This is a genomic window from Rhodococcus sp. NPDC057297 (assembly GCF_042667435.1).
Classification (GTDB): Bacteria; Actinomycetota; Actinomycetes; order Mycobacteriales; family Mycobacteriaceae; genus Rhodococcoides.
This window is the reverse complement of sequence record NZ_JBHUZE010000005.1, coordinates 97,671-114,900: the sequence shown is the minus strand read 5'-3', so window position 1 is coordinate 114,900 and position 17,230 is coordinate 97,671. Positions and strand designations below refer to the sequence as shown.

Sequence of the window (17,230 nt, the reverse complement as noted above, 5' to 3'; positions counted from 1 at the left end):
GTCACTTCCCATCTGATACCGATCGGTGTCAGTATCTTTCCGTGAGCTCTTCCGATACCGAAATCGCCCCCGGCAGGCCCTATCGTGGGTCGAGCGCAGAGGAGCGACGCGATGCCCGCCGGGAACGGCTGCTGGACGCCGCCGTGGACATCTTCGGCACGAGCGGTTACCGATCCGCGTCGATCGATCGGATATGCAGTGCCGCGGGACTGACCAAACGCTACTTCTACGAGTCCTTCGACAGCAGCGAGGCGCTCCTGGAGGCCGTGTACCGGCGTGCGACCACGACGATGCTGAACAGCATCATCGTTCGTGGCGACGCGCACACCACCGGCGCCGAGCACGTTCTGCAATCGGCGTTGTCGAACTTCTTCCGCACCATCGCCGACGATCCTCGGTCCGCCCGCATCGTGCTGCTCGAGGTTCTCGGCGTCTCCGCCGAGGTGGACGCGCTGTACCGGCAGACCACAGGACTGTTCGTCGACGCCGTCCTCGCCGTCGCGGATTCGGTCGGAACCGCTCACGGCCTTGCCGGGCCCAACCGTCGAACACTCGCGGTGGGTCTCGTCGGTGCGGTGCTCATGATGACCCAGCAGTGGTTGCTCGCACCCGACTCCGAGCCACTGGACAGGGTCATCGCAAGCGCGCACACCATCCTCGGCGCCGTTGCATTCGGTCGACTCGACTAGAACGCATCGGACTCCAAGTCGTTTCCAAGTGCCTCGGTGCATTCTGACCTTCGTCCAGTTCACCTGCAGGCTCCGCTCCTGTATTCATGGTTCCACCGAAGAAATGCGAGGTCCCGATTCCCATGAGCGCACCTACGTCTACCGCCCCCACTCTCGTCACCGGCTGCCGTGTCCGCGCGGCCCGGGTGAGTTTCTGCGACCGGGCAGACGCCGAGATGTTTCTCGAATGGCTGCGGGTTCGGTCGGTAGCCCTGGGGACCGACGTCACGTTCCCGTTGTTCGCCTGCACCGCCGCCGACGCCTACAGCGTGTCCTCGGCCCTGACCTGCGCGGTGTTCGGCGACCTCGAGGTCGACACACTTCCCGGATCCGTCGCCGCATCGGTCATGGCGGCCTCACTACCTGCAGTTCTCGGCCCGCTCGAAAACGCCGACGGCGCGGACGTCGTGTTCGCGATCTCACGACGCTGAGATGGACAGCACCATCTCTCGCACGGCCGCGCGGTCGAGGTCGCGACCGACGACCCGTCCCGCATCGAGAATCGACAACGGAATGTTCTCCCGCATCTCTCGGTCGTATCGCCCGAGGTCGATAGGGTCCATCTTTACGGGGACGTATCCGTTGAGTTCGGTCTGTCGCTCCACTACTCCGAGCAACCGCGCTGCGGAATCGAAGTCGCCTCGCCGAAACAACGCGTAGGCCAGAGTGGCGAGCCCGACCATCCACGAGGACGTGTCGAACACCTTGTCGCAGGCGGAGATCATCCGGGCCAGCTTCTCCTCGGCAGGCCCACCCCAGTTGCCCTGCGCAAGATCTACTTTCGCATTAATCCAGAGTGCCGACCCTTCGCACCACTGGTAACCGGACTCGGCTGCGACATCGGTCGCCGCGGACAACAGTTCTTTCGCGTGCGACAAATCTCCGCTGCGTAGGTAGGCAGTGCCTGCGGACATCAAAGCCTCGGCACGGGTGTAAGGCGCATCGATGACGGTACCGAGCGCGAGTGCTTCGTCGGCGTGCTTCAGTGCCTCCTCGGTCGCGCCTGCCCCGGCTTCGAAGAACGCGAGGGAGACGAGCGCGTCGGAACGGGCGACGTCGTGACCGGGAGTGGCAGGTTCGAGTTCCGCCAGGCGTCCGAAGGATTCGAACAAGCCCGCCATGTCTCCGGCCAGATACCTGGTGATGGTGAGTCCGGCAACAGCGCGAACGAGAACACTGATATCGATGTCCTTCCCCTTCATCGCCGGTTCGAGGTAACGCAGCCCCTCTGCCACGTGACCACGCCGATACCAGTACCAGTACAGGCCTCCGGCGATCCGAAGATAGGTCTCGGACGATTTGTCCACGCGGTCCAGCGCGGCGCGCACGTTCGAGATGTCCCGGTCCAGTCGGGTCATCCATCGGGGGCATTCGGGACCGCGAAGACCGAAGTAGGCCTGCTCGGCCATTTCGACCACCCACGACGTATGCCGGTCCAGCAACGTCATTGTTCGACCCGGGTCGCGATGCAACGCGGCGTAGCTACGCAGCGTCTCGAGCATCCGGTAGCGACGCGGGTCGCCACCGACCGACTTGACGAGCGACTTGTCGATCAGTGCGCCGAGGTCACCGATGATGTTCCGCGTCCCCACTATCGCGCGCGCGGCATCCAGATCGAAACCGCCGTCGAAGATCGCCAGTTCCTCGAACAGCGTGCGTTCGGGGTCGGTGAGGCTCGACACAGACCACTCGACGGCGGCGAGCATCGTCGAATGCCGCACGTTGGTGCGCGGGCCACCTCGCAGGACTGCGAATCGGTCGTCGATGTTGTCCACGAGTTGCCGCACCGACAACGCGCGACATTGCCCGGCGGCAAGTTCGATCGCCAGCGGCATACCGTCGAGCCTGTTGCAGAGCGTCTCGAGCAGATCGAGATCATCCCCGCTCGGGTCCCATCCTCCCAACTGCGCCGCGGCCCGTTCGACGAACAACCGCACAGCCTCGCCGTCGACGCCGGTGCTCAGTGGCGGCATGTCGACGACGAATTCCCCGTGCACGCCGAGTGCTTCGCGGCTCGTCGCCAACACGGAGATCCCGGGCGCCGACGATAGGATCGCCTCCACCAGTTCCGCGATGGGCCCGATCAATTGTTCGCAATTGTCCAGTACGACAATCGTGTTCCGCTCCCGCAGAATCGCCACGAGAGCGTCTGTACCTCCGGAGACCGTAACCTGCAACGCGGTCGCGACAGCGTCCACGAGTACTCCGCCGTCGCGCACATCGGCCAGTTCGACGAACCACGGTCCGTCCGTGTCGTCGCGCGCACGCGCAACTTCCAGAGCAAGCCTTGTCTTGCCCATCCCGCCTGCACCCGTCAACGTGACGAGGCGGTGTGCGTTCACCGCGGCGGAGACGTCGGCGAGGACCTCGCGCCGTCCGACGAGATGAGTTGCCGGAATCGGGACCCGGTTGTTCCGTGGCCGGGCCGACGATCCCGCCTTGGTCGCGGCAGGTGCGTCGAGAGACGGCTCCTGGCGGAGGATTGCGTCGTACAGCGCGAGCGAGCTCGGCCGCGGGTCGGCGCCGAGCTCCTCGGCCAACAGATCCCGAGCCGTCCTCAGAGCAGTAAGCGCGTCTCCCTGTCTGCCGCCGCGATACAGGGCGAGGGCAAGCAGTTCCCACGCACGCTCGCGCAGTGGGTGTGCGCGAGTGTGGCCTTCCAACGCGGCCGCGGCAGCAGCGTTGTGGCCGAGAGCGATTGCAGCGTCCACGCGATCTTCGACGACGTCGAGGCGCAGTTCTTCCAGATGTCGGATCTCTGCTTTCGCGAATTCGCGGTCGGCGCAGTCCACATGCGCGGGTCCGCGCCACAGTTCGAGGGCGCTGCCCAGTATGCGGTCCGCGTCGGCTGCGTCACCCGCCGCGAGCGCCTGCTTGCCCCTCGCTGCTGCGACGACGAAACGCTTGGAGTCGACTGCGTCGGCTGGAAGATCGAGCGCGTATCCGGGACCACGGCGGACGAGAATCGTAGGTTTCGCCGAGCCCCGCCCCGGCTCCAACGCCTTGCGGAGACTCGATATGTATCCCTGCAGAGTCAACGAGGCTGTTCGCGGTGGTGACTCACCCCACAAATCGTCGATGAGCGTGTCGTCTCCGACCATCCGACCGTCGGCGATGACCAGACGTGCGACGAGCGCTCGGGGAACTGGTCCCCCGAGCGCTACTGGGTCACCGTCGAGCGAAGCCTCCAGCGGCCCAAGCACGCGCACCTGGACTCCGGCGCTGGTCGGGGACGGTCGGATCGGCACCGAAGGATCATAAATGCCGATTCGCCATTCGTCGCCCGTAATCGAGGCCGGGCACCGGAACTACGCGGGTGTGACGGTGGCTTTTCTCGCCAACAGAATGCCCAGGACCACGTAGCCGGTCAGCAGCTGAACCGAGCCCATGACCTGACCGGCATCGCGCACGACGAGCACGAGCGGGATCGTGGCAACGAACCACGACTGCGCCCACAGCGTCCACCAGCGGACGACGCCGGTCCATCGCCCTGCTATGGCAACCCTGATTCCGATGCCCACCATCGCGAACATCGACAACGGCCAGAACAGATCGAATGCCATCCACACAGCGGTGCCGTGCAGCAGCCAGAACATGTCGAGGGTGGAGGACACGAGTGCGCCTGTCATGAACACGAACTGGGCGACGTGGAAGCCAGCGGCCACCCTGCCGGTACCCATCGCTCCGGTCCGGTATTGCAAGAGCAACAACCTGATGATCGCGATCTGGAACGCGATTGCCGTGATGCCGCCGACGAGGGACTTCCAGCCGAACCCTTGGTGGTCGCCGACGACGGCGACGCCCACTGCCCACGCCGCGGTGGCGAGGGCGAGTGTGATGCCCACGGAGCGCACCGTTCTGGGTGAGCCGGAGGCACCTGCGTGGATGCTGGGGGGGATGGTCGTGTTCTGGATGGTGGACATGACGGCAACTCCTTGCGTATCGATGTGACGACCGGGATCGATCGGGTGGTCACACGATGGCAAGTGCCGCTTGGAATTCGCTGGGAGTCGACGCGTACTCGCTGGTACTCGCTACTGGGGTTGTTGCCGCTGGTACAGCTGCTCCTCGTAGGACGGGCCGTAATACTGCTCCAGCTCGGCGAGAGTTTCGGGTGAATCCGGCATGACCGCTTTGGTGATCCGAGCGACCGTCGGGAGTGCCGACGGATTCCAGGTGTCCGGCTCCCAGAGCCGTGACCGCATGAACGCCTTGGCACAGTGAAAGAACACCTGCTCGACGTCGACGAGCAGACACAGGATCGGACGATGCCCCTTGACCTTCATGTCGTCGAAGAACGGCGCATCCTTGAGCAACCGCGCTCCGCCGTTGATCCGCAGAGTGTCTCCGCGGCCGGGGACGAAGAAGTTGATTCCCACGTGCGGGTTCAGCAGGACGTTGCGGTAGCCGTCCATCCGCTTGTTTCCCGGCCGTTCGGCTATGGCGAGTGTGGTCTCGTCGAGCACGTGAACCAGCGCCCCCGCCGGGTCCCCCTTCGGCGACACATCGCATCTACCGGTGTCGTCGGCCGTTCCGATGAGGCAGAACGGAGACATGGACAGCCACTCCAGGTGGATCGGCAACAGCGCATCACGGTCCTTGTTGGCCGCCCGGTAACTCGGTGTGCCGAACAGTGCGGTCAACTCGTCGGTGTCGGTGATCTCGTCCCATGCCACGCGAGGAAGCCTAACAACGCCCGGGCACCGAGTCATCGGACTTTTCGGCACATCTGGCACAGTGACGTGCATGACCACTCGCACCACCGTCGTCACCGGAGGAAGCCGTGGCATCGGGGCTGCGGTGTGCAGACGGTTGGCCGCCGACGGCCACGACGTCGTCGTCACGTACGTGCGTGACCGCGCAGCCGCCGAGTCCGTTGCCGCAGACGTCGAAGCCGCAGGACGCCGTGCGTTGGTGTGCCGCGTGGACACGACCGACGAGGAATCCGTTATCGCGATGTACGGAGAGGTCGCGGAGTTCGGGACGCTCACCGGGGTGGTCACCAATGCCAAGGCCGCCTCTGCCGTGGGCGATCTCGTGGACAACGATCTCTCCGACATCAGGGCCGACATCGACCTCAACCTTGTCGGTGTTCTCGCCTGCATCAAGTACGCCATCGCGCCGATGACGCACTCCGGTGGCTCGATCGTCAACATCTCCTCTGCCGCAGCAACTCTCGGAAGCCCCGGAATGTACGTCCACTACGCGGCATCGAAGGCGGGAGTCGAGGCACTCACCGTCGGGTTGGCCAAGGAGTTGGCGGACAGAAACATTCGCGTCAACGCCGTCGCGCCCGGGACCATCTGGACCGATTTTCATCGCGATCCGAACAGACCGGCGAAGGTCGCGGAGTCGGTGCCCATGAAGCGTGCGGGCACCCCGGACGAGATCGCGGGCGCCGTGTCCTGGTTGCTGTCGGACGATGCGTCCTACGCGACGGGTACGACCATTCGCATCGCGGGCGGTCAGTAGCCTCGAATCACGACCGAGACACCGGGGCCCGCCAGATCCCCACCGTCGCGTCGATGATATCGGTGCCGCAGTCGGTCCAGTTGGGCGGGACGTCCGGATTCTCGGCGAACTCCATCTCCTTGTCGGCGCAGGTGTGCATCATCAGGTTGCGGGCCATGTCTCCGCGAATCTTTCGGACACTCACCGGCAACTCGGGCAGGCAGCGCTCCAGACCCGCGAGGGTAGGTTTCAGGGCTGTCAACTCGCCGGCACGGGCGTAGGCGACGGACCGCAGCACCGGGTCGGATATCAGTTGGACGCTGAATCTCCCGTACCAACTGGGCGATCCGAGAGAGTCGAGATGCGAGACGTAGGGCCTGATGAGGCACGCAACCCAATCCTGCAGATCATCCGATCCTTCCACCCGCGCGACCATCTGCGATCGAATCTCTTCGATCGATCGCGAATGTTTCTCCAGAATTGCTCGCACCAGATCCGTCTTCGTCCCGAAGTGGTACGCGACTGCGGCGTTGTTGCCCTGGCCTGCGGCCTCGCTCACGTGCCGGTTCGAGACCGGATGGATACCTTCCTCCGCATACAACCTCTCGGCCGTGGCCAACAGCGCCTCGCGCGTATCAAGGTTGCGGTCTGCACGCGTCATATGGACCAGCCTTCCACAGTCGTCACCGTCGAATTCGTCATCAATCGGACATACCGACCACAGTGAACAACGCCACTTTGACCCCGTCAAGCAGTTGCTTTAAATTGATTCAGTCACTTGCTTTAAAACTAACGCCGGGAGGCTCGAACCCATGTCGACCACTGCCCCACCACCCGACAACGCCACGGTGGCACCAGCAGGCGTCGTCGTTGCCGTGCTTGCGTTCACCGGAATTGTCGTCTCACTGATGCAGACGCTCATCATTCCTCTGATCCCCCAGCTCCCGACCCTGCTCGATGCATCGGCATCGAACACCGCCTGGGCCATCACCGCCACTCTTCTCGCGGGCGCCGTCGCTGTTCCGGTCATGGGCCGTCTCGGCGACATGTTCGGCAAGCGATTGCTGTTGATGGCCAGCCTCGTCCTGATGATCTCGGGGTCGATCGTCGGCGCGCTCAGCGAATCGCTGGTTCCGCTCGTCGTCGGCCGTGCGCTGCAAGGGCTGGCGGCCGGTGTCATCCCCCTCGGCATCAGCATCATGCGCGACGTTCTTCCACGGGAGAAGCTCGCCGGCGCGACAGCCACGATGGGCGCTTCCCTCGGTGTCGGCGGCGCTCTGGGGCTTCCCGCGGCGGCGCTCATCGCGGAGTACGCCGATTGGCATTTCCTGTTCTGGGTGTCCGCCGCACTCGGCGTAATCGTCGCGATCCTGGTGCTGACGCTCGTGCCCGAGTCCGAGGTGCGGACCGGCGGAACGTTCGACGCGGTCGGAGCGGCCAGTTTGTCCGTCGCTCTCGTGACTCTGCTGCTGTCCATCTCCAAGGGCGCGACGTGGGGGTGGAGCAGTTCCACCACACTGGGTCTGTTGGCCGTCGCCGTCGTCTCCCTCGGTATCTGGGGATGGTGGGAACTGCGCACGAAGCAGCCACTGGTGGACCTCCGCGTGTCGGCTCGCAGGCAGGTGCTGTTGACCAACCTCGCATCCGTGGTGTTCGGCTTCGCGATGTTCGCCATGACGCTGGTCTTCCCGCAGGTTCTTCAGTTGCCCGTCGAAACCGGCTTCGGACTGGGCCGCTCGATGCTGGTGACCGGTCTCGTCATGGCCCCCTCCGGCATCGTCATGATGCTGGTCGCGCCGATCTCGTCCAAGATCACCACGACAAGAGGCCCGAAGACGACGCTGATGCTCGGCGCGATCGTCGTGGCCGTCGGCTATCTGTTCGGTGTCGTCACGATGAGCGCTGTGTGGCAGCTCGTTGCCATCTCCTGCATCATCGGCGCAGGCATCGGTCTGTCGTACGGCGCGATGCCCGCCCTCATCATGGGCGCGGTCCCACCCTCGGAGACCGCCGCGGCCAACAGCCTGAACACGCTGATGCGTTCGCTCGGGACATCGACGGCGAGCGCCGTGGCAGGCGTCATCCTGGCGCAGATGACGATCACGCTCGGATCGGCGGAACTGCCGTCGCAGCAGGGGTTTCGGGTGACGATGGCCGTTGCCGCCGGCGCCTCGCTGATCGCACTCGCGCTCGCCGCGTTCCTACCGAGATTCGCGCCGGCAGCCCCCAGCCGTCAGGAGTACGCCCCCGTGAAGGCTGCGACGCGCCCGTAGGCGATCTTCGGCGTGAAATCGCGTCGAAGCAGCCCGAAGTTCTGTTCCGGATCGGCCAGGTTCGTGCCTGCATCTCGCAGGCCGTACACGTAGGACGGTCCGATCCACGCATTACCGAGGACCGCATCCATCACGACGACGATCGAGTCCGCTTGGACCTGTTCGCTCACCGCATTGGATGCGGTTCCCGTCGGGGCACCGAACTCCGTCAACCAGATCTGCTTACCCGCATCGCCTCCGGCAACCATGGTGTCGCGCATCGCCCACAGCGCGAACGCTGTACTCCACTCTTGGGTACTCGGGTCGTTGGGCAGCCACGGGTAGGTGTACGGGTGGACGTTGAACGCATCGAAGTACTTGTTCGCGCCGAGCTGGTACATCGCGGAGAGAAACGACTTGGGATTCATGTTCGTGCCGTTGTCCGTTGCGGGAGCAAGTCCACCACTGAGCACCGTGGACGCCGGCTGCACCTGTTTGATCGCCTGGTACGCCGCGCGCAGCATGATCGAGTACGCAGCGACATCGGGCTTCGGCTTCCAGAAGCCGACGATGTTCGGCTCGTTCCAGATCTCCCACAGATTCATGTGGTCGCGGTAGCGAGTGACGACGGTGCGTGCGAATGCGGCGTAGACGTTCGGATCTGCGGGCCGTGAATGCGAGTCACCCATCGCCTCGGGTACGCGCGCCCACTGCGGCGTGTAGGCGATGACACCGAGCGGGCACATACCGTGCGCCACTACCGCTGCCAGCACTCGGTCGGTGTTCGCCCAGTCGAACTGCCCCCTGTTGCGTTCGATGGTCGACCAGTCGATGTCCACCCGAACGGAGAACAGCCCGGCGTCGCGCGCCAGGTCCAACTCCGCATTCAGATCCGCGTTCGACGCTGCAGCCAGCGTGGCACCGGGCGAAGCACCGATGCGAGGCGAGCTGGTCATTCCGGAACACCGCCCGTCCGGTGACGAGGGCGCTGTGCGCCCAGGCGTCGTAGGTGACGCGTGCGCGGGAGTGATGACCGCGGCGATGGAAACCAGCAGAAGTGCAAGCGTGACCACGATCTTCGGCACGCTCAGCGTTACGCGCCGAAACATCGGCAGAATATAACAGCAGTTCTGCCGGATACCATCATTTGTTCGAATTACTGCCACCGACACGACCTCGAGTGAATGGATACGCCGACTTCGTTCGACTGCATTACCATCGGGAAAATGACAGACGTTGTTTCCGGGTTCGACGACCGCTTACACGAAATTCTCGCGCAACAGGCAGGCAAAGCCGGGGAATCGGTCGAAGCGTATGTGCGCCGCGCGGTCGTGACGCGGCTGGTTCAGGAAATCACTGCCGACGACGATTCCGAACTCGGCCAACTGCTGCGCCATCTGCAGGCCGCACGGATCGAGGTACCGACCTCGGACGAGGAGCAGCCCGAGTCCGATCGCCCGTTGCACAACCGCGACCGCGTCAAGGCCGTCGAGAGAACCGGCCTGATGGACACACCGAGGGAAGACAGTTACGACCGGCTGGTATCGATGGTGGCGGACGCCCTGATGGTTCCGTCCGCGGCCATCTCCTTGATCGACGACAAGCGCCAGTTCTACAAGAGCGCAGTCGGTTTGCCGGCCGAGATAGCCGAATCGCGCCAGCTGCCGATCGACCAGAGCATCTGCCAGTACACCCTCGACGGTGGTGAACCACTCGTCGTCGAAGACGCACGTCTGCACGAACTACTGAAGAATCACCCAGCAGTCCTGAACAACCTCGCGGTGTCCTACATGGGCATCCCTCTCGACGACGGCGAGGGCCACACGGTAGGCACGCTGTGCGTCTGGGACGAACAGCCCAGGCAATGGACAATCGGCCACCAACAAACCCTGCAGGATCTTGCATGGATTGTTCGCGAGCGAATATTCGGGTGAGAACGCCAATCCAGAACCTTTGCCCCGAAATTCAGATCCATAACAGGAATTCGGTCGCTTTTCCGTAACACGATCGATAAAGCAAAAGGGGGTTGTGACCAAATGCCTGAGATAGCCTTTGACAGTGCTTGGAACACGAACTGGGTCATGTACGGAGTAATGGCCCGTGTCTAAAACTCTCGAATCGCCCCTGGCGACCACCGACGCACTGCGCGACGTGCAGTCGCGTCCGCGGAGCCTGACCGATCGGCTACGGGTCGACCCACTGCATACGGTGGTGACGATTTCTGTCGACGTATTGGCAGCAACCATCGCGGTTGTCGAAGGCCTGCTCTGGCGAACCGGCAGCCTCACCGAGTTGGGGTGGCTACCCTGGCTGTTCATCCCTTTGGTGATCGCTTTCCTCGGCGCAGGAGGAATGTACCGACGGAGCCTCCGCAAGAACTTCCTCGACGAGATCGGCCCGGTCGAGACAGCTATCGCGTTCGCCACACTCGCACTGCTGTCGATCATGATCGTCGTCGACACCGAGTACCGCCCCGGCGCGCTGATGGTTCGCATCTGGATCTGTGCAGCGGTGTCCATCGCTGTAGGGCGCCTGATCCGCGTGATCATCCAGCGTCGAATCAGAGCGAAGTACAACTCGGCGGCTCCGACGCTCGTCGTCGGTGGTGGGCCGATCGGTCATCAGCTCGTCGCGCGGATGCGTCAGTTCCCCGAGTACGGGCTGAACCCCATCGGTCTCGTAGACGTGACACCGGTGGCGCCGGTGGACCCCACCGCGCCGGACTTCATCGACGTTCCCTATCTCGGCACACCGAGCCAGTTCGAGATGATCGCCAAGACGACCGGGGCCGAGGAAGTCATCGTGGCGTTCTCCTCCGTTCAACACGAAGAGCTCGTCGCCGCCGTCAGGTCCGCCCACAAGTTGGGCATCCGAGTCTGGGTGGTGCCGCGGTTGTTCGACACCGTCGGCCTCAAGACCCGCGTCGAGCACATCGGCGGACTCCCCCTCATGGTTCTTCCTCACGTCGACCCCAAGGGATGGCAATTCCTCCTCAAGGGACTCACCGACCGAGTGCTGACCAGCGTCGGCCTGCTGCTGATTTCACCGATCTTCCTGCTGCTCATGCTGCTGGTGAGGTTGAGTTCTCCCGGCCCCATCTTCTTCGCTCAGGAACGCATCGGACGTGACGGAATCCCGTTCGACTGCCTGAAGTTTCGGTCCATGCGTCCGCCGCGGGCATCCGATGCAGAGTTCGTCCGAGTCGAGGGCGCAGCACCGGGCGGCGTGGAGGGCGTGGATCGCCGTACCAAGATCGGCAAGATCATGCGGCAGACCTCGCTCGACGAGCTGCCACAGTTGCTGAACGTGATCCGCGGCGACATGAGCCTCGTCGGCCCGCGTCCCGAGCGGCCCGAGTACGTCGACCTCTTCGCCATGCAGATCCGTCGCTACGGTGAGCGCCACCGAGTGAAGGCAGGCGTCACGGGCTGGGCGCAGGTACACGGCCTACGTGGACAGACGTCCATCGCGGACCGTGCGGAGTGGGACAACTACTACATCGAGAACTGGTCCATCTGGCTCGATATCAAGATCTTGTTCCTGACCGTTCTGGCCGTGCTGAAGCGGGCCGAGGACTGAGTGTGAACATCGCTCCCGGCCAACCACACTCACGAGTCCCGGGTCGTCCGTGATCGCGTATGTCGCGATCGCCTTCGCCGCCGTTCTGGTGGTGGGGGCGGGTCTGTTCGTCGCCCGTGCGATCGTGCACCGCCCCCAGCGAGGACTGCTGCTTCTCGCTGCATTCGTGCCGCTCAACGGCCTGTTGGCCATCCTTCCCGTACCCGGCGTCGTGTCCGGATGGAAGGAAGGCCTTGTGCTGTTCACACTCGGCTGCGCATGGTTGCGGCGAGTCAGGCCGCGAACATCGACGCCGACACCACGTCCACACCCGCCGTTGACCATGCCCTGGTGGCCCGCGGCCGCCTTGTTCGTCGTCTTCGGAGTCGTCTCGGCGCTCGTGTCGTTCGGGCTCATCGGGTTCGTCGCCATCAAGGTGACGTTCTTCTACATGCTGTTGGTGGGGATCCTCTGGCTCGCTCCGTTCGACGCCCGTGACCGCGACAACCTGGTCAGTGTGCTCATGGGGATGGGCGTGTTCACGTCGTTGGTCGGGATTGCGCAATTGGTGCTCGGTCCCGCTTTCCTGGTCTCGCTCGGATACGAGTACGGCACGCAGGTCAGAACTTCCGGCGGCCTGCTGCGAACCTTCAGTACGTTCAACCTTCCGTTCCCCTTCGGCTTGTACGTGATGTTGGCTCTGCTCGTCGGCGGTGCTGTCGCACTGGCCGATCCAGCGCGCCGTCGCAACGCCGCGTTCCTGTGGATGTCGCCGATAATGGTCGTCGCGATGGCAAGTTCGATCGTTCGAGGAGCAATCCTCGGCTTGCTCGTCGGCTTGATATACCTGATCGCCGTGCGGTTCCGATTCTTGGCCGTCCCACTCGTCGTCGCCGGTGTGGCTGTCGCGGTGATCGTTCCGTTCGTACCCAAGATCTCCTCCGTCTTCTTCTCGTCCAGCAGCCTCAACGAACGCGGTGACGGATGGAGCGACATCATCGCGAGCATTCTGATCCACCCGTTCGGCCAAGGTCTCGGTGCGAGTGGCGCAGCAGCCGACCGTATTTCGACGGCCTCGGGAGTGACGTTCAGCGGATTGTCCACCAACTATCAACCGGACAACTACTACGTGAAGTCCGCGCTCGAACTCGGGCCCATCGGATTGTGGGCCGTCGTGGCACTCCTCGTTACGGCTCTGCTGTGGTGCACGCGCTTGTCCAGGTCTCTGCCCAGGGGCGACGAGGCCCTTGCGCTCGGTGTCGGTTCGTCGATCGTCGCGGCGATGTTCGCGAGCCTCGTCTCGACCTACTTCGAAATTTTTCCGATCGACGTTTATTTCTGGCTTCTGTTAGGAGTGGTGGGATGCGCAGCAGCGCAACACGAATCAGTAGCAACCCCCGGATCGTCTACGGGGCGCTCGCCCTTCGGCCGGGCGGCAGCGGGGTCCAGACGTACATCCGCGAGTTACTGAACGAGATTCCAGCACTGCTACCGACGGCTGATCTCGCCGCCGTCGTCCAGCGTGACGCGGTGGGCGAACTCCCGGGTGACGTGCAACCGCTCCCCCGCCGTGTCGCCGACGGCGCGGTGCGTGCCGTTCTGGGGGCGCTGCCCGTCGGTGACTGCGATGTCGTCCACGGTCTCGATGTCGACCTCCCTCTCGTGACCAGGGCAGCCACCGTGGCGACCGTCCACGACCTGTCTGTCATCGACATGCCGTCGGCGTCCAGCAAGTTCCGGGCGTTCGGTGAACAGAAGCTCGTTCGACGTGCGCTGAGGAAAGCCGACCTGTTGATCGCGGTGTCGCAGTTCACCGCCGATCGCATCAAGGCCGTCAGCGGCCGAGAAGCCGCCGTCGCGGAACTGGCGCCCGCGGCATGGGCGACGCCCCCGGCGGAATCCGCCCTCGACGCCGTCCGCGAGAAGTATTCTCTTCCCGAAAAGTTCGTATTGCAGGTCGGCACCGTCGAACCGCGCAAGAACGTTCAGCTCGTCGCCGATGCGGCCGAACGACTCGGAATTCCATCGGTGTTGGCAGGCGCTGGATCGAAGGGGCCGAACGCCCCGACGTCGTCGATCGGCCTCGGTTACATCGATGTCGAGGACCTGCCCGCTCTGTACGCCACCGCTACGGTCACCGCGTACGCATCACGCTACGAGGGGTACGGACTTCCACCCGTCGAAGCGATGGCCTGCGGCGGCGCGGTCGTCGCCAGTGCCGTCGGTGCCCTGCCCGACGTCGTCGGCGACGGTGCTGTGCTTCTCGGCTCGGAGCGGGTGGACAACTGGGCGGACGCCATGCGTCCCATCGTGTTCGACGCCGATGCTCGCGCTGCCCTTGTGTCGAACGCCGCGGCAGTCTCCGAGGGACTGACCTGGCGACGCACGGCCCAGCGCACCGTCGAGGCCTACCGAAAAGCGGGGATCATCTCGTGACCGAGGACCCGTCCGCCGAGGGTACCGAGCAGCCGCCCGACTACCGGGCCATAGCCGCGGACCCGAAAGCAGCAGCAAGAGCCACCGCCGCCGTGTTGGTGAGCCGGGTCATCATCGCTGGACTGGGCTGGGTCGGCAGCGTCATCGTGGCCCGTTCGCTCAGCCCTGAGGGCTGGGGCCAGTTCAGCTTCGTGTTCGCGCTGTTGGGCTTGATGTCCGTCGTCACCGATCTCGGGGTCGGCCGGGTGGTGTTGGCACGCTTGATGGACGGCAGCCCGGAGGAGATTTCGCGAACCGCGTCGTCGTTCCTGGCTCTGCGCACCGCCTTGGGCCTCGTCGGGTACGTACTCGCCGTGGGGTACGTCCTCATCCTCCGATACCCCACCGAAGTGGTGCTGGCGACAGCGGTAGGCGGTCTCGTCGTCGTCTTCGCCACCCCGAGTCACGCACTGTCGGTTCTGTTCCAGAGCCGACACCGACTGCTGATGGTCGCTGTCGCCGAGAGTCTCGGCCAAGCAATTCAACTGGCACTGACCATCCTCGCCGCCGTCTTCGCGCCGACTCTGCTCGTGTTCGTACTACCTGCCGTCATCAACGAGATCTTCAAACTGGTGTCGAAATCGGTCGGAATCAGGCGACCGTCGCTGGGTTTGAAGCCGTCCCGGCACATCGATGTGCACCGGTGGGGTCCGTACCTACGCGAAGCGATACCGCTGGCAATCGGTTTCGCACTGACCATCGCGATGCTGAAGATCGATGTTCTGATGCTCAGCCTGCTCGACACATTCGACGCGGTCGGACTGTATTCGATCGGCTACAAGTTCTCGGACATGATGGACACCATCATTCTGGCTGCAGTTGCGCCCATCAGTACCCTTCTCATTGCCGCGTGGCCCGACGACCTCGCGACATTCCGCAAGCGAACACGGTCGGCAGCAACGCTGTTCGCGCTGTTCGGAGCCGCTGCGGTGGTCGCCTTCTGGCCGTCGGCCGATCATCTCATCGAGCTTCTCTACGGCGAGCGGTTCGTGGCAGGTGCGGATGCCGCACGACTACTGGTACTGGGTGCCGCCCTGATGTCGCTGATCCTCCTGGGAATCTTCCTCCTCGCCTCTGCAGGAATGCAGCGCCACTACCCGCTGGTCGCAGTGCTCGGACTTGCCCTGAACGTGGGGCTCAATCTCGTTCTCATTCCGCGGATGTCCTACGACGGGGCCGCCATTTCCACCGTCGCGACGCTGGGAACGACCGTCGTACTCCTGTGGATCGTCATTGCCCGAACGGTTCCGGTGTCGACGTTGCTACCTCTGGGTCCGATCGCGCTGATCGTGGTCCTTGCGGCTGCGCTGTCCTACGCCGGTTCGCTTGCCGTCTCGGCACTTCCATCCCTGTGGCTCGTGGTGTCCATCGTGTTCGCGCTGCTGCTGGTCGTCATCGTGTTCGGTGCTGCGAAGCTCGGACTCGTCGAATCACCACTGGGCAACGACACCACCCCCGGCGCGGCCACACCGCGGGCCGGGGGCCGACACCGAGCGGAGAAACGATGACCGACACTTCCACCGTTGTGTTCGTCGCCCACACCGGACAGGTGTCCGGAGCGGAGAAGATGCTGCTCGCGCTGGTCGATCGAGCGTCGGAAACGGGACACACCGTCGTGGTGGCCAGCCCGGCCGGCGCATTGGCAGAGGCCCTACCCGACAGCGTTCGTCACGTGCCGATCCCGGAACTGGGACTGGGCGGCCAACGCGGCGCAGCGCGGGTGATGGCGGCCGGCCAGATGCTCGCCCGCTGGTGGTCGGCGGGAAGAACCCTGCGCCCCCTGGTGCGAGGAGCAGGGACTGCGACCGTCGTCAATTCCCTCTTCGCTCTGCCGGCAACGCGCATCGCACGCCCACCTCGTGGTGCGTCGTGGCTTGTTCACGACGTGATGGCAAGCGGGCGACAGCGCGCAGTGACGAGGCTCGGCCGAGGTGTCGTACGCAGAGCAGTGGCGTGTACCGACGCGGCCGCTGCTCCGGTGCGCGCTGCCGGTATCGACGTCGAACTCGTCCCGTACGGCGTGCCCTGGCCCGTCGAGGATTTCGGCCGTAGCACTGTCCACACGCCGCCTGTCGTCGGAATGCTTGCGCTGCTGACCCCGTGGAAGGGACACCGGGTGCTCCTCGACGCGCTGGCGCTCACCCCCGGGGTGGATGTCGAACTCGCCGGCGGCAGTTTTCCCAGCGACGAGAGTTACGTCGCCGAACTGCACGAGCGGGCTAGCGAACCGGATCTGTCCGGCCGAGTCAGGTTTCTCGGCCACACGAAGCTCGACGATGCGCTTCGGCGATGGGACGTCGTGGTGTCCACGAGCGTTCTCCCGGAGGCCGGTCCGCTTGCCGTGTTGGAAGCGATGTCACACGGATTGCCCGTGATCGCAACCGATCACGGTGGGCCGACCGAATTTCTGCGCGACGGTGCAGGTGTTCTGGTTCCACCCGGCGACCCTGCGGCGTTGTCCCACGCGATCCAGGACGTGCTGGCGGACGGAGCGCGTCGCACCGTTCTGGGATCCTCCGCCCGCGCGAAAATCGGCGCCGAACACAACATCTCCATCACGATGCCCGCGTTGCTCGAGGCGCTGATCGGATGAGGCCACGGTCGGACGTCGATCTGCCACGGACTCACGAACCGGAGTCGGTCCGGTTCTCGCCGCTCGAAACCGCGTCACCGACTGCTTCCAGCGGTCCGAAAGAACTTCATTCCTGTTTCACGGCAGCGATTTTCGCAACACCGGCACTCACGCGCCGTATCGGGCGTACCGAA

Annotated in this window: 15 protein-coding genes; 10 read left to right on the top strand and 5 right to left on the bottom strand. The window is 64.3% G+C overall.

From position 1 onward, the window contains the following. Positions 1–41 precede the first annotated feature (41 nt). Together ACFULT_RS16830 and ACFULT_RS16825 are read left to right on the top strand one after the other, a co-directional pair. Positions 42–689 (top strand): TetR/AcrR family transcriptional regulator, encoded by a 648-nt coding sequence (locus ACFULT_RS16830; protein ID WP_037108978.1) that lies wholly within the window; start codon positions 42–44, stop codon positions 687–689. Positions 690–811: 122 nt separating this feature from the next. After that, a complete protein-coding gene (locus ACFULT_RS16825; protein ID WP_141217192.1) occupies positions 812–1,159 on the top strand; it encodes a hypothetical protein in 348 nt (115 codons plus the stop codon). On the opposite strand, the gene ACFULT_RS16820 is transcribed toward ACFULT_RS16825, so the two are convergent. The 3 genes from ACFULT_RS16820 to ACFULT_RS16810 form a co-directional block, all read right to left on the bottom strand. After that, positions 1,148–3,976, bottom strand: coding sequence for a BTAD domain-containing putative transcriptional regulator (locus ACFULT_RS16820; protein WP_378481967.1), 2,829 nt, complete (start codon positions 3,974–3,976; stop codon positions 1,148–1,150). The genes ACFULT_RS16825 and ACFULT_RS16820 overlap by 12 nt on opposite strands. Before the next feature lie 60 nt (positions 3,977–4,036). Continuing rightward, positions 4,037–4,651, bottom strand: coding sequence for a hypothetical protein (locus ACFULT_RS16815; protein WP_378481966.1), 615 nt, complete (start codon positions 4,649–4,651; stop codon positions 4,037–4,039). A gap of 111 nt (positions 4,652–4,762) precedes the next feature. Beyond that, positions 4,763–5,404, bottom strand: a complete 642-nt coding sequence (locus ACFULT_RS16810) for a pyridoxamine 5'-phosphate oxidase family protein (protein WP_037108983.1) — start codon at positions 5,402–5,404, stop codon at positions 4,763–4,765. 70 nt (positions 5,405–5,474) lie between these two features. Between ACFULT_RS16810 and ACFULT_RS16805 the strand changes: the two genes are divergently transcribed. Further along, a complete protein-coding gene (locus tag ACFULT_RS16805; protein ID WP_378481965.1) occupies positions 5,475–6,200 on the top strand; it encodes an SDR family NAD(P)-dependent oxidoreductase in 726 nt (241 codons plus the stop codon). A 7-nt stretch (positions 6,201–6,207) separates the two neighbouring features. Here ACFULT_RS16805 and ACFULT_RS16800 read toward each other — a convergent pair whose 3' ends face one another. Continuing rightward, a complete protein-coding gene (locus ACFULT_RS16800; protein WP_037108988.1) occupies positions 6,208–6,840 on the bottom strand; it encodes a TetR/AcrR family transcriptional regulator in 633 nt (210 codons plus the stop codon). Between the two features lie 151 nt (positions 6,841–6,991). Here ACFULT_RS16800 and ACFULT_RS16795 point away from each other — a divergent pair, with 151 nt between their 5' ends. Continuing rightward, positions 6,992–8,452 (top strand): MFS transporter, encoded by a 1,461-nt coding sequence (locus ACFULT_RS16795; protein WP_037108990.1) that lies wholly within the window; start codon positions 6,992–6,994, stop codon positions 8,450–8,452. On the opposite strand, the gene ACFULT_RS16790 is transcribed toward ACFULT_RS16795, so the two are convergent. Then, positions 8,413–9,540 carry a cellulase family glycosylhydrolase gene (locus ACFULT_RS16790; RefSeq protein WP_037108993.1) on the bottom strand — a complete coding sequence of 376 codons (1,128 nt, stop codon included), beginning with the start codon at positions 9,538–9,540 and terminating at the stop codon, positions 8,413–8,415. The two genes, ACFULT_RS16795 and ACFULT_RS16790, sit on opposite strands and share 40 nt — an antisense overlap. A 117-nt stretch (positions 9,541–9,657) precedes the next feature. Between ACFULT_RS16790 and ACFULT_RS16785 the strand changes: the two genes are divergently transcribed. The 6 genes from ACFULT_RS16785 to ACFULT_RS16760 all read left to right on the top strand — a co-directional run bounded on the left by ACFULT_RS16785 (position 9,658) and on the right by ACFULT_RS16760 (position 17,057). Continuing rightward, a complete protein-coding gene (locus ACFULT_RS16785; RefSeq protein ID WP_037108996.1) occupies positions 9,658–10,365 on the top strand; it encodes a GAF domain-containing protein in 708 nt (235 codons plus the stop codon). A 190-nt stretch (positions 10,366–10,555) separates the two neighbouring features. Further along, positions 10,556–12,010 carry a sugar transferase gene (locus ACFULT_RS16780; protein WP_037109033.1) on the top strand — a complete coding sequence of 485 codons (1,455 nt, stop codon included), beginning with the start codon at positions 10,556–10,558 and terminating at the stop codon, positions 12,008–12,010. Between the two features lie 49 nt (positions 12,011–12,059). Then, complete coding sequence (locus ACFULT_RS16775; protein ID WP_378481964.1) at positions 12,060–13,460, top strand: O-antigen ligase family protein; 1,401 nt, start codon at positions 12,060–12,062, stop codon at positions 13,458–13,460. Further along, a complete protein-coding gene (locus tag ACFULT_RS16770; protein ID WP_037109003.1) occupies positions 13,352–14,425 on the top strand; it encodes a glycosyltransferase family 1 protein in 1,074 nt (357 codons plus the stop codon). Before ACFULT_RS16775 ends, ACFULT_RS16770 begins: the two co-directional genes overlap by 109 nt. After that, positions 14,422–15,972: a flippase gene (locus ACFULT_RS16765; protein WP_037109005.1), complete on the top strand. Its 1,551-nt coding sequence runs from the start codon at positions 14,422–14,424 to the stop codon at positions 15,970–15,972. Before ACFULT_RS16770 ends, ACFULT_RS16765 begins: the two co-directional genes overlap by 4 nt. Continuing rightward, positions 15,969–17,057, top strand: coding sequence for a glycosyltransferase family 4 protein (locus tag ACFULT_RS16760; RefSeq protein WP_378481963.1), 1,089 nt, complete (start codon positions 15,969–15,971; stop codon positions 17,055–17,057). Before ACFULT_RS16765 ends, ACFULT_RS16760 begins: the two co-directional genes overlap by 4 nt. Positions 17,058–17,230 lie beyond the last annotated feature (173 nt).